The organism is Neisseria flavescens (assembly GCF_001618065.1).
Classification (GTDB): domain Bacteria; phylum Pseudomonadota; class Gammaproteobacteria; order Burkholderiales; family Neisseriaceae; genus Neisseria; species Neisseria flavescens_A.
The window spans coordinates 1-12,458 of the sequence record NZ_LAEI01000001.1; the positions used below are offsets into that span (position 1 = coordinate 1).

A 12,458-nucleotide genomic window follows, 5' to 3' on the forward strand; every position below is an offset into this window, starting at 1 on the left:
CCTTGCCTTGGCATACATCCACCCAATTATATTGTAGCTTGTACATCTCCTTGTTCTGCCGCCTTACGATACCAATGCACTGCCTGCTTATCATCTTGACGGACTCCTTGACCTTGGGCATACATCACACCCAATTATATTGGGCACCAACTAAGCCTTGTTCTGCCGCCTTGCGATACCAATGCACTGCCTGTGCATCATCTTGACGGACGCCTCGCCCATTGTCATACATCACGCCCAAATTATATTGTGCATAAGCATCCCCTTGCTCTGCTGCCTTGTAAAACCACTGCACTGCTTGCGCATCATCTTGGCGGACTCCTTGTCCTTCTTCATAAGCCACACCCAAATTATATTGGGCACCAGCTAAGCCTTGTTCTGCCGCCTTGTGATACCACTGTACCGCTTGTGCATCGTCTTGACGGACTCCTTGCCCATCAGCATATTTTAAACCTAAATTATATTGGGCAACGGCATCCCCTTGTTCTGCTGCCTTACGATACCATTTGACTGCTTCGACATAGTCTTGACGGACTCCTCTCCCATCAGCATACAGCCCACCCAAATTCACTTGGGCATCAACATGCCCTTGCTCTGCTGCCTTGCGATACCATTTGACTGCTTCGACATAGTCTTGACGGACTCCTTGTCCTTGAGTGTACATCAGACCCAAATTATATTGAGCAGGAGCATACCCTTGTTTTGCAGCTTGAAGCGTTTCCTGAAAATCCGGCACATTATCCGCACAAACCTCCTGCACCAAGCACAAAGATAATAGGATTCTCATTATTTTTTTAATAATTTATTCATTTTAAAATCCATTACATTCAAATTATTATTTCTGTTTTATCCTAGTTTTTCAGACGGCCTTTGATTCAAAATTCTGCACCATCCAAGTGACGATACGCCTCGCAGCCTTGTTGCAATCCATTCTGACATGCCTTACCAAACCACTCCTTGGCAAGAGTATGATTTTGACGAATGCCTCGTCCGTAATAATACATCTCACCCAAATTATATTGAGCATCAGCTAAGCCTTGTTCTGCTGCCTTATGGTACCACTGTGCTGCTTGTACGTAGTCTTGACGGTCTCCTTGCCCAGTGGCATACACTACACCCAAATTAAATTGAGCTTTGGCATTTCCTTGTTCTGCCGCCTTGCGATACCACTTCACAGCTTGTACGTAGTCTTGCTCAACTCCTTGGCCATTAGCATACATTACACCCACATTTAATTGCGCAACCATATCACCTTGCTCTGCTGCCTTTCTGTACCACTCAATCGCCTGCACATAATCTTGTCTTACACCTTTTCCGCTAGCGTACATACCACCTAAATTATATTGTGCATCTACATTCCCTTGTTCCGCAGCTTTACGATACCATCCTATAGCCTGTATGTGATCCTGATGTACTCCTTCCCCGTTAGCATATGCCACACCTAAATTATACTGACCTATGGCATCTCCATGATCAGCCGCTCTACGAAACCATTTCAACGCCTGCTCATAGTCTTTGCTAACACCTTGCCCATTAGCATACAGCATACCCAAATTTAACTGAGCATCTGTATTTTCCTGATCCGCAGCCCTATGAAACCATTTTGCAGCTTGAGCATAGTCTTGATTAACACCTTGTCCATTTTGATACAGCATGCCCAAATTATTTTGGGCTCCAGTATCACCCTGTGCGGCAGCCTTACGATACCATTCCGCCGCCCGTACGTAATCTTGACCAACACCTTGCCCTAGCTGATACATTACACCCAAGTTAAATTGAGCTTGAGCATTCTCTTGCTCTGCTGCCTTATGAAACCACTGCACTGCCAGTCTGTTGTCTTGATTAATACCCTGTCCATTGGCATACATTGCTCCAATACTTAATTGAGCTTCTGGGTCTCCTTGCTCCGCAGCTCTCAGCATATTCTTAAAATCCGGAATACTTTCAGCTAAAGCTGCCTGCCCTAACCCAAAGCAAGCCATCACGCCCATTATTATTTTTTTCATCGAAACCTTCATTCTAAAATCCATTACATTCAAATTATTATTTCTGTTTTATCCTAGTTTTTTCAGACGGCCCTTAGCAAAATTCAATACCCTGTCTAATCTAATTGGCGATAAACATCACAACTTTGCTTGTCTCCATTAGCACAAGCCTTCTTAAACCATTCTTTAGCAACTATTTTACTTTGACGTACACCTTGCCCTTTTAGATACATTACACCTAAATTGTATTGTGCAATGATATTTCCCTGAGCTGCCGCTTTGCGATACCATTTAAATGCCTGTGCATAATCTTGGTGAACACCTTGCCCATTAGCATACTTCGTACCTAAATTATTTTGAGCTTCGGCACCCCCCTGTTCCGCCGCCTTACGAAACCATTTGACCGCTTCAACATGGTCTTCCCGAACACCTTGTCCTTTTTCATACATCGAACCTAAATTGTTTTGTGATGAAGCATTTCCCTGTTCTGCCGCCTTACGAAACCATTTGACTGCTTCTGCATAGTTTTGGCGGACTCCTTGTCCTTCCTTATACTTCACACCCAAATTGTTTTGGGCTTCTACATAACCCTGTTCTGCTGCTTTGCGATACCATTTTACAGCCTCAACATAGTCTTGACGGACACCCAGTCCATAGGCATACATTCCGCCCAAATTGTGTTGTGCAGCGCCATGCTTCTGTTCTGCTGCCTTGCGATACCATTTAACCGCTTCAGCATAATCTTTACGGACACCTTGTCCGTTACGATACATCTGACCAAGATTGTATTGGGCGGCAACAACTCCTTGTTCTGCCGCCCGTAAGGTTTCCTGAAAATTAGGAACATTATCCGCCCACACTAGTTGGCTGAAACTCAAGGCAATCATGCCCAACATTATTATTTTAAAGCACTTATTCATTTTAAAACCTATTACTTTTTACTTTTAAATTATTGTTCCTGTTTTATCCAAGAAGTTTCAGACGGCCTTAACTAGTGAATTCCTTAAAAAAGCTATTCACACCGTAGCTACTCAAAATCTGCTGCAATTCCGGTGCGCGTACCCATGGATCAACCGCCATCGGCGGCATTGGCGGTTCGACACCGTCTTCGTTTTGATTACGACACCAATCTGCCATCGCAAAAACTTGGATTAACACCGGTTCGGCAAGTACTTTGTCGATGTCCAGTTCGCTCATGGCTTGGGCAAAACAGGCGATCCATTCGTTGCGGACTTGTACGTTGACGGCAAAAGGCATATGGCGGGCACGCAGTTGGGGATGGCCGTATTTTTCGACAAAAAGTTGCGAGCCGCCGAGCCAGCCGCTAAAAAATTCGTAGAGTTTTTCGCGTATCAGGGTCATGTCTTCGCCGTGCATTTGGCGCAAGGTTTGGTATTTCGGCTCGAGTTCCATCAAATCGTAGAAACGGTCGGTCAGGGTGCGGATGCCGATTGCGCCGCCAAAAGATTGGTACATGTTTGGGGACTTTCTGTGTGGATTATTACGGGATTTATTTTGAGATGTAGGATTCAGGCAAGCATGCTTACCTTACATAATGGCCGTCTGAAAGTTTCAGACGGCCTTTGGAGATTTAGCGGATTTTGAGGGTACTCAAACCAATCAGCACCAAGACGATGGTGATAATCCAGAAACGAACAACAACTTGGGTTTCTTTCCAGCCTTTTTGTTCGTAATGATGATGAATCGGCGCCATCAGGAAGATGCGTTTTTTGGTTCGTTTGTACCAACCGACTTGCAACATAACGGAAATGGCTTCAACAACAAACAGGCCGCCCATGATGACGAGGACAAATTCTTGGCGGATGATGACGGCAACGGTACCGAGCGCCGCGCCAAGCGCGAGCGCGCCGACATCGCCCATAAAGACTTGTGCCGGATAAGCGTTGAACCACAAAAATCCGAGACACGCGCCACACATGGCGGTACAGAAAATCACCACTTCGTTTGCGCCGGCAACGTAAGGCAGTTGCAGGTATTGTGCAAATTGGGAGTGTCCGCTGGCATAAGCAAAGATGGCAAGACCGGCTGCGACAAGTACAACGGGGAATGCGGCCAAGCCATCCAAACCATCGGTCAGGTTAACGGCATTGGATGTGCCGACGATGGTCAGGTAAGACAATACCAAGAAACCGACTACGCCAAGCGGCAAGGCAACTTGTTTGAAGAAGGGAACAATCAGGATATTGTTGGCGGAATTTGTAGCAAGGTAGAACAATGCCAAACCGGCAATAATGGCAACGCTGGACTGCCACACCATTTTAAATTTGGCAGACACGCCGTTAGGGTCTTTATAAACCACTTTGCGCCAGTCGTCATAAAAACCGAGTGCGCCGGTAGCAAGCAAGACGCCTAAGAGAATCCAGATATAAGGATTTGCCCAGTTGCCCCACAAGATTGTGGACACGGTAATGGCGGTCAAAATCAGCGAGCCGCCCATAGTTGGCGTACCGTTTTTGATCAGGTGGGTTTGAGGGCCGTCGGTACGGACGGCTTGGCCTACTTTAAGCGCAGTCAGTTTGCGGATGGTCCATGGACCCAACAATAATGAAAATACCAGCGCAGTCAGCGCAGCCATCACGGCACGAAATGTGGTGTATTGAAAAATATTCAGACCGGTTAACCAGTTACTGAAATGTGCGAGCCATAAAAACATGGGGCTTCCTTTTTGTTTTTGTTGTTACAGCGGGCTTATTGCCCAATTAAAAATCAATCGGTATGCCGTCTGAAATTTCAGACGGCCTTATTGAGTAAGATTATTTCTCTACCACACAAATCGGATAGTTTCCAGGATTCTTTCCGCCGCCCAAGTCCAAACAGGTATCTTCATAGATAAATGCCTGTACTTTCATTCCGGCATAAAATGCTGCAATCAGCAATCCAGCCAATAGTAAAATCTTTTTCATATTTCTGACGGCCTTCTTAAGTTTTATTTTCTTGAGTCTGAAAATAATCTTTGGGATGTAAACAAAACAAGCTGTAACAAATTACAACACGAATAATGACATCCAACAATGGAAACCCATTCCTAGGGGAAACCAAATAACCGACCATATTGTAGACGATATACAGTATACAGCCATACAGCCACAATCTACGCGCCCAATCCTTACCTCTCCATAGCCCAACAGCACTAACCAGCATCAATATCACTTGCACAAGCAAATGAAAATTTCCTAACCAAAATTCAAACCACCCCCAACGTCCACTTGTACTTTCGTATGCTTCGCTTATTGCCTCAAACCCTACATCTTTGATGTACTGCCACACTACAACCGGCCATAAAACTGCTGCCACTACCATCATCCCAACGATAACCTGCAACAGTATAGGCCGTTTCCTTTTCTGTTCCATTTTCAGACAACCTCTTTATCCGTCAGTGCCTCGACCACTTCTTCCATCTTCATAAAGCGCGAGCCTTTGACCAATACAGTAGCGTGTTCAGGAAAGTCGTGGCTCATCACTTGAATCAGCGGATCTTTGTCAGCAAACCACAAACCTTCCGCGCCAAACGTTTCCGCTGCTTCAACGCTGTTGTCGCCGACAAAATACGCGGCCTCAATGCCTTTATCCCGTGCATACGCGCCAACTTCGGCGTGCATGGCAGCGGCTTCATCCTCACCCAATTCGCCCATGTCGCCCATCACAAAAATACGCGGCGCAGGCATAGCGGCGAGCACATCAATGGCGGCTTTCATGCTGTCGGGGTTGGCATTATAAGTATCGTCAATCAAAGTCGCGCCTTTAATGCCTTGCTTGATATTCAGACGGCCTTTGATATTACTGAAATTTTTCAGGCCGTCTGAAACTTCGGCAAGGCTCAAACCTGCCGCCAAAGCCAGAGCCGCCGCTGCTACGGCATTATGCACATTGTGACGGCCGGGAACTGGCAATACCACGGCAACACGTTCATTACCACGCACCAAATCAAATTCGCAGGACAACGGTTTCAACTCAATATTTTCTGCATGGACATCGCCACTGACAACGCCGAAAGTCTGAGTGTTCAATTGCGCAGTAGCCGCTTCAAATGTAGCGATATTGGCATCTTCGCACGGAATCAGCGCAATGCCGTCTGAAAGCAAACCTTCGTAGATTTCACTTTTGGCTTTGGCAATATCGCCGACACCATCGAAACCGCAGCCGACATGCGCGCGCAAGGCGTTATTGACCAGAGCAACATTCGGACCGGCGATTCGGGTCAACAAAGACAATTCGCCAAAATGGTTCATACCCATTTCAATGACGGCATAGCGGTGTTTTTCGTTCAGTTTCAACAAAGTCAGCGGCAGTCCGATATGATTGTTGAAATTACCGGCAGTCGCCAACACAGCTTCATCACCGAATCGATGACGCAATACGCCAGCCAACATCTCTTTAACCGTCGTTTTGCCGGAAGAGCCGGTAATACCAAAGACAAACGGATTCACATTTTCACGCCACGCCTTCGCCAGTTTTTGCAAAGCCGCAAGCGTATCGTCAACCTTCAACGCGCCTTTCAAAGCCGCGCAATCTTCGCGCGAAACCACAACCGCCGTTGCCCCAGCTGCCAACACATCTTCAACAAAGTCATGCGCGTCAAAGCGCTCACCGGCAAGCGCGAAAAAAACATCGCCATCCTGAATATCGCGGCTGTCTGTAACGATACGCGAAACAGGTTGATTTTCAGACGGCATTGGAAGGCCGAGAGTTTGGCAGATGAAATTTAGGTCTAGTGGTTTCATGGTTTCTTTCGTTTGTTTTTTTCAAACAGGCATTTTGTTGCAAAGGCATTTTACACTTTGGCAGAAGGCAGCAACTCTTCGACGAGCACCTTTAAAGCGCGCCTTCCTTCTCGATTTCTGGTACTGGGATGAGGTGCTCGGTAACATATTATTTCCTTATTACCTTCAAAAGAAATTTTTCCAGTTTTCCCTTATTCAAGCCGTTTATGCCTTGATCCGAGCCGGACAAATCAGGAAAGCACTCCCTCCGCGCCGCTACGCCGCCGTCTCCGCTTACGAAAAGATAATCTGTGGCTTTAAAATTTCAATTTGGGTACGCAGTAATTTACAGGAAAGTGTTTTTATATCTTCGAACCAATCCGAATGCTTAGGATGTTTAGTTTTATAGTCCACCGCAAAAATATTAGCCCACAAGATGCCTTCATTCCCACTTCGCTTGGCAACGTTACGGACGAAATTGAAAAATGTTGCTCCTTTTGTGTTTCTTTTTAAATCCCCAGTCAAATTCCGCCAAATAAAATCTTTGCTTAACGACATCAGTTGCCTTACATTTTCGGCATGATATTCATCAAATTTCTTGCTATCGTACCAACTTCGTGTTTCTCGACCGACAATCAGAATTTTATGTTCTGCGCTTTCATAATGCTCAGGGACAAAGCCCAAATGGATATTGGATAATTTATTGTCTTTATTGCTAATTGCACGCAATAAGTTCTGATGTTCCGGTTTGTTTAAAATCTCTACATACTTATTCAGCAATATTTCTTGTAAATCATTCACTTGACGTATTCCTGTACTATTGAAACCGATTTTCCCACACTCAACTACCGATTTTCCCGTACTGCTGGTAATCGGAAAAACACAATACAATGGTTTTACCGTTTTGGCGGTAGGGGTGACAAAGGCTGTAATTGCCGTCTTTTGCCTCATAACGTATTTCATTTGTTTGTCCGGCAAATACCCTCTGCAAGTATTCACGCTCGCTCAAATGCGGAGCATAAAGATATTGCGTTTTGCTGATCGTTTCTTTACTGCCATTCCGAGTAACGACAAAACCATTATCATCGCCTACCCCCTGAGCATTAGGTGCCTGCTCATCAATCCCACTTAACTGGGAATCAGCTGAGAAAGCCAAATAAACCTGTTTATTACCGATCGTATCCGGCACAATCACCGTAGCGGCTTTAAAGGCAGAATCTTCCTTCGACATCAGCTCAAGGATTAACGCCGCTTTTTTGATGTATGCCAAGTCAAAACGATAATCTGCCAACGCGTTGATTTGCGATGGATTATCCTTGACGATACGCTCTAGCGATTGAGTCAAGATCTGACGTTTTTTCTGAACAGTCAGATAATTTCCGCCAAATAACAAGGTGGCTAAAACGGGAAATACTGCCAACAACAAAAATAAGATTTTCCGGCCACCTTTGCTTTCTTCCTCTTGTCCTCGCTCGGCGATACGGGTCAAATTCAGCATGATGTTCAATATCAAGGCACCCGCCATCACGGCAAAAATCCCCAAAATACTCATCAGGAAAATTTCCGTAATGTATTCGCGGAATACCTTAAGCCCGAAAACATTGGATAAAATCAGAACAAATACCCAGTACACCAGCAGCACAACTGCCACCATGCCGACGATATTCGTTGCCTTAACCAATTTCTTTGCGTTCATATTCTCAAATCTTGTTCAGACGGCCTATCTGCTCTGGTTAATCAGCGGATACGGATTAATCGCGCCACTCGGCAGATACACGCCGTAATGCAGGTGGGTCGGTGTGGTTCTGGCGTTGCCGGTTTTACCGACATAGCCGATGACCTGTCCTTCTTTTACTCGTTCATACAGACGGATACGGGCAAATTTATTGAGGTGGGCATAGTAATGCCACGCACCCGGCCCTTGGATACCGATAACTTTACCGCCTAATCGGTTGCGTCCGATTTTGGTCACGATGCCGGGCGTGGTACTGCGTATCGGCGTGTTTTTCTTAGCAAAAATATCCACACCTTCATGCCTGCGCCCCTGACTGCGCGCTGCGCCCCAAGTGTCGTCAAAACGTTTGCCTTTAACAGGATTCGGCAGGCTTTGCTCGGTAGGAGGCTGTTGCGCCCTCAACTGCTCGATTTCGGCAGTTGGACGCGGAAGTTGTTTGGTTGTACAGCCTGCGAATAAAACTACGGCCGCACTGATTAATAAGGTTTTTGTCGGCATTTTCAGCATCAAATCGGTCTCCTTGTTGTTCAGACAGCCTTGTTAAAAAGTCCTCCGAAACAAACAACTGTGATGGGTTTAATGGCTGACGTGCCGTAATGCGTGTGTCGTATTGCTTTTATTGTATAGGTTTAAATCTTTTTCAGACGGCCTTAAAGTTTCGGGCCGTCTGAACATTTGCGATATGGCTTATCCGCGCTCTGCCAATGCTTTTTCTGCGATTTCAAAATCGGAGAAATGGTGCTTCACGCCTTGTACATCCTGATAGTTTTCATGCCCTTTACCGGCAATTAGAATGATGTCGTTCGCGGCAGCCTGCTCAACCGCATAACGGATGGCGACGGCACGATCAACTTCGACACGTTCAGAATTAGGCACGGCAGGCAGGATGTCGTTGATGATGTCGTGCGGATTTTCCAAACGCGGGTTATCGCTGGTTACGACAACTTTATCCGCGCCCTGTACGGCTGCCGCGCCCATCAGCGGGCGTTTGCCGCGATCGCGGTTACCGCCGCAACCGAATACGCACCACAAAGCCGCGCCCTGCGGTTTGATTTCCTGCAAGGTGGAGAGTGCTTTTTCCAATGCGTCAGGCGTGTGGGCGTAATCGACGACGACCAAGGGCTTTCCGCTGTTCATGATGCAGTCCATGCGGCCTGAGGCGGGGCGGATTTTTGCCAGTACATCCAATACTTTATCAAGCGGATAACCGTTGGCACAAAGCAAGGCGATGCAGGCGGCGAGGTTTTGCGCGTTGAACCGTCCGAGCAGACGGGTACGGCATTTTCCTTCGCCCCACGGGGTTTGGAATACGGCTTCCATGCCGTCTGAAGAAGCGGTGAAATCGGTAATGCGGATGTCGGCGTGTTCACTGAAACCATAGCCATAAACGGCTAAATCGGGACAGTCTTTTTTCAGACGGCCTGCGAGTTCTGCACCGTATGCGTCACCGACATTGATGATGGCGTGTTGCAGACCATGCCAGTAGAACAGGCGCGATTTGATGGCACCATAGGCTTCCATGGTGCCGTGATAGTCGAGGTGGTCGCGGGTGAGGTTGGTGAAGATTGCACTGCGAAACGGCACGCCGTTGACGCGCGATTGGTCAAGGCCGTGACTGGAAACTTCCATCGCGGCGGCTGTTGCGCCTTGCTGGCGGAAGCGGTAGAGCAGGGTTTGAACATCAACGGGAGCTGGCGTGGTATGCGTGGTCTCTTCCAATGCGCCCCAAAAGCCGTTGCCGACTGTGCCGATAATGGTGGTTTTTTCGCCCAGAAGATCGGCAGCTTGCGCCAGCCATTGTGTGATAGAAGTTTTGCCGTTGGTACCGGTTACGCCCCAAACTTTAAGGCCGTCTGAAACATTGCCGTAAACCTGCGCCGCCAACATACCGGCGCGATGTTTCAGATCTTTAATGCCTTGATTGGGAACGTTCCATTCAGAATTCCATGTGAATTTGCCGTCATCATCCCAAAAAACAAAGGTTGCTCCGTTGGCGATGGCGGCAGGAATATAGCTACGGCCGTCTGTATATTCGCCCTGGCAGGCAACGAAAATGTCACCCTGTTTAATTTGTCGGCTGTCTGAATGCAACAAACGCCCTGCTGCGTTTTCACACAGCAGAGGCGGAAAGTTGGTTTCAGCCAAGGGGGTTAACTTGCTGAACATAAACAATATCTCTTTGATTGTTTGGATTATGACGGTACTTTGACAGTAGCGGTATTACTTAAAGGCTTAGTCGGGGAAACGCCCAAGATGTTCAAGCTTCCGCTCATGACTTCTTTGAATACGGGACCGGCAACCACGCCGCCGTAATAGCCGTTGGCAGTCGGTTCATCGATGGTAACGGCCACAATCACGCGTGGATTTTTAGCCGGGGCAAAACCGATGAACGTACCGACGTGTTTGTTGTCTACATAGCGACCATTGACCAGTTTACGCGCCGTACCGGTTTTCGCACCTACGTCGAAACCATCCACAGCACCGGCAGTACCGGTACCGCCGGCTTCAGTAACGGAAACCATCAACTCGCGCACTTTTTTCGCAGTAGAGGCTTTGATGACGCGCTTGCCTTTAGGCGCAACCGCTTGTTTTTCAAAGCTGACCGGCAACAATTCACCGTCATGGGTCAGGACAGTATAGGCACGCGCCAATTGCAATAAGCTTAATTGCAGGCCATAACCGAAAGACATGGTTGCCTGTTCGATTTTTTGCCATCTGCGCCAGCTTCTCAACAAACCTGCAGTCTCACCTGGGAAACCTGAATGCATGCGCACGCCCACACCTAAATCGTGATAGAAATCGTACATTTCTTTAGGCGTAAACATGGCAGAAAGTTTACTGGTACCGACGTTGGAAGATTTTTGCATAATGCCGCGCACATCCAAAGTAGGATAAACGTGGGTATCTTGTACGGTAGCCGGACCAATTTTGTAAGGCAGAGTATTGAATGTGTCGGTTGCATCCACTTTACCGGAATCCAATGCTTTGGCAATGGTAAACGGTTTCATGGCAGAACCGGGTTCAATCATGTCGGTTACGGCGCGGTTACGGCGCTGTTCGCTATTGGCTTGGCCGGGCTGATTCGGATCGTAAGCCGGGCTGTTGACCAAAGCCAAAATCTCGCCGGTTTGCGCATCCAATACCACAACGGTACCCGCTTTGGCTTTGTGATAAGCCACAGCTTTGTTTAACTCGTCATAAGCCAGCGTTTGAATACGCTGATCCAAAGACAAAATCATATCTTGACCGTTTTTAGGCACGCTGTTGCGTGGAGAATCGAGGCTGTCAACGATATTGCCTTTGTTGTCACGCAATACGACTTTCGCACCATCTTCACCGCGCAGGCTGTCTTCTCGGGAAAGCTCCAAGCCTTCCTGACCTTTGCCGTCGATATTGGTAAAACCGATAACGTGCGCAAACAGATTGCCCATCGGGTAATGGCGTTTCAATTCTTTTTGGAATGCGATGCCTTTAATGCCCAATGCCTTGATTTCTTCTGCTTTCTCGTAGCTGAGTTGACGTTTCAGGTAGATAAAGCCTTTGTCTTTTTTAGACAATTTATTTTTCAAAACTTCAACAGGCACATCAGCAATGGCCGACAGCTTTTCTAATTGTTCTGCAGTCGGCATTTCCTCCATACCGGAAGGCATGGCATACAATGATTCGGTAGGCGCACTCAAAGCCAATGTAGCACCATTACGGTCGGTAATCATACCGCGTGATGCCGGCAGCGGAAGCGTACGCACAAAACGTTGGTCGCCCTGATTTTTCAAAAATTCATGCTGACTGGTTTGCAGATAAACCCCGCGCACCAACAGACCGGTAAATGCCAGCGCAACAGCGCCCAACACCAAACCGATTCGCCCGTTACTTGTCAGCGGCTTTTTCGTTTTTGTTGTTCCAGACAGCATTTGAGGTTTATATTCGTTCTTAATTAACATGTTGAACTTCTCATGACTTAGCTGCTCAGTGAGCCATCAAATCCCGTAAATCTTGCACCAATGCAAGGCTCTATAT

14 protein-coding genes are annotated in these 12,458 nt (G+C 47.2%); all 14 read right to left on the reverse strand.

The features are described from left to right. Positions 1-26: 26 nt before the first annotated feature. The 14 genes from TW89_RS00005 to TW89_RS00065 all read right to left on the reverse strand — a co-directional run bounded on the left by TW89_RS00005 (position 27) and on the right by TW89_RS00065 (position 12,382). The gene (locus TW89_RS00005) at positions 27-125 is read right to left on the reverse strand and encodes an SEL1-like repeat protein (protein ID WP_225522165.1); all 99 of its coding nucleotides are present in this window, start codon (positions 123-125) and stop codon (positions 27-29) included. After that, positions 125-787, reverse strand: coding sequence for a tetratricopeptide repeat protein (locus tag TW89_RS00010; protein ID WP_128580137.1), 663 nt, complete (start codon positions 785-787; stop codon positions 125-127). Before TW89_RS00010 ends, TW89_RS00005 begins: the two co-directional genes overlap by 1 nt. An 88-nt stretch (positions 788-875) precedes the next feature. Further along, the gene (locus TW89_RS00015) at positions 876-2,018 is read right to left on the reverse strand and encodes an SEL1-like repeat protein (protein ID WP_265511050.1); all 1,143 of its coding nucleotides are present in this window, start codon (positions 2,016-2,018) and stop codon (positions 876-878) included. An 83-nt stretch (positions 2,019-2,101) separates the two neighbouring features. Continuing rightward, the gene (locus TW89_RS00020) at positions 2,102-2,905 is read right to left on the reverse strand and encodes an SEL1-like repeat protein (protein WP_128580138.1); all 804 of its coding nucleotides are present in this window, start codon (positions 2,903-2,905) and stop codon (positions 2,102-2,104) included. A gap of 67 nt (positions 2,906-2,972) precedes the next feature. Further along, positions 2,973-3,461, reverse strand: coding sequence for a group II truncated hemoglobin (locus TW89_RS00025; protein WP_128580139.1), 489 nt, complete (start codon positions 3,459-3,461; stop codon positions 2,973-2,975). A gap of 115 nt (positions 3,462-3,576) precedes the next feature. Continuing rightward, complete coding sequence (mraY, locus tag TW89_RS00030) at positions 3,577-4,659, reverse strand: phospho-N-acetylmuramoyl-pentapeptide-transferase (RefSeq protein WP_003685861.1); 1,083 nt, start codon at positions 4,657-4,659, stop codon at positions 3,577-3,579. 100 nt (positions 4,660-4,759) lie between these two features. Further along, positions 4,760-4,909, reverse strand: a complete 150-nt coding sequence (locus TW89_RS11670; protein WP_003748282.1) for a hypothetical protein — start codon at positions 4,907-4,909, stop codon at positions 4,760-4,762. 16 nt (positions 4,910-4,925) lie between these two features. Further along, positions 4,926-5,327 (reverse strand): hypothetical protein, encoded by a 402-nt coding sequence (locus TW89_RS00035; RefSeq protein WP_128580140.1) that lies wholly within the window; start codon positions 5,325-5,327, stop codon positions 4,926-4,928. Between the two features lie 32 nt (positions 5,328-5,359). Then, positions 5,360-6,727, reverse strand: coding sequence for a UDP-N-acetylmuramoyl-tripeptide--D-alanyl-D-alanine ligase (locus TW89_RS00040; RefSeq protein WP_128580141.1), 1,368 nt, complete (start codon positions 6,725-6,727; stop codon positions 5,360-5,362). A 273-nt stretch (positions 6,728-7,000) separates the two neighbouring features. Next, positions 7,001-7,507 carry a hypothetical protein gene (locus TW89_RS00045; protein WP_128580142.1) on the reverse strand — a complete coding sequence of 169 codons (507 nt, stop codon included), beginning with the start codon at positions 7,505-7,507 and terminating at the stop codon, positions 7,001-7,003. 40 nt (positions 7,508-7,547) lie between these two features. Further along, positions 7,548-8,402 (reverse strand): peptidase, encoded by an 855-nt coding sequence (locus TW89_RS00050; RefSeq protein ID WP_128580143.1) that lies wholly within the window; start codon positions 8,400-8,402, stop codon positions 7,548-7,550. A 24-nt stretch (positions 8,403-8,426) separates the two neighbouring features. Then, on the reverse strand, positions 8,427-8,948 hold the full coding sequence (locus TW89_RS00055) for a M23 family metallopeptidase (RefSeq protein WP_128580211.1): 522 nt from the start codon (positions 8,946-8,948) through the stop codon (positions 8,427-8,429). 180 nt (positions 8,949-9,128) lie between these two features. Next, on the reverse strand, positions 9,129-10,607 hold the full coding sequence (locus tag TW89_RS00060) for a UDP-N-acetylmuramoyl-L-alanyl-D-glutamate--2,6-diaminopimelate ligase (protein ID WP_128580144.1): 1,479 nt from the start codon (positions 10,605-10,607) through the stop codon (positions 9,129-9,131). 26 nt (positions 10,608-10,633) lie between these two features. Further along, a complete protein-coding gene (locus TW89_RS00065; protein ID WP_070826304.1) occupies positions 10,634-12,382 on the reverse strand; it encodes a peptidoglycan D,D-transpeptidase FtsI family protein in 1,749 nt (582 codons plus the stop codon). Positions 12,383-12,458: the final 76 nt, after the last annotated feature.